The 265-nt window shown below is 66.4% G+C and carries 1 pseudogene; it reads right to left on the reverse strand.

Going from position 1 to position 265, the window contains the following annotated elements:
- Positions 1–33: 33 nt before the first annotated feature.
- Positions 34–265: pseudogene (locus AAEZ10_RS27445) on the reverse strand (serine hydrolase); the annotation flags it as partial.

Genomic DNA, 265 nt, shown 5'->3' on the forward strand with positions numbered 1-265 from the left:
TGAGAGGACGGCGGCGTACAAAGCTGCGGCGAGTCACCGCTGCACCTGCCCGGCGACTGCCTGGCGCACGAGCCTGAGCAATGTGTTGTGGCTATAGCTGCCATCGCGATCATCACCGTAGCGCACGATCACCAGGTTTTCGCTGGGGATCACGTACAGCGCCTGGCCCCAATGCCCGAGCGCCGCGAAGGTATCGGCAGGAGCATCGGGCCAGGGTCGCGCTGCCCCCTCGACGACGCGGTTAAGCCACCAATGTCCGCCCGGC

The sequence above is a fragment of the Pseudomonas sp. H26/SER47-MNA-CIBAN-0231 genome (genome assembly GCF_040310465.1).
GTDB classification, from domain to species: domain Bacteria; phylum Pseudomonadota; class Gammaproteobacteria; order Pseudomonadales; family Pseudomonadaceae; genus Aquipseudomonas; species Aquipseudomonas atacamensis.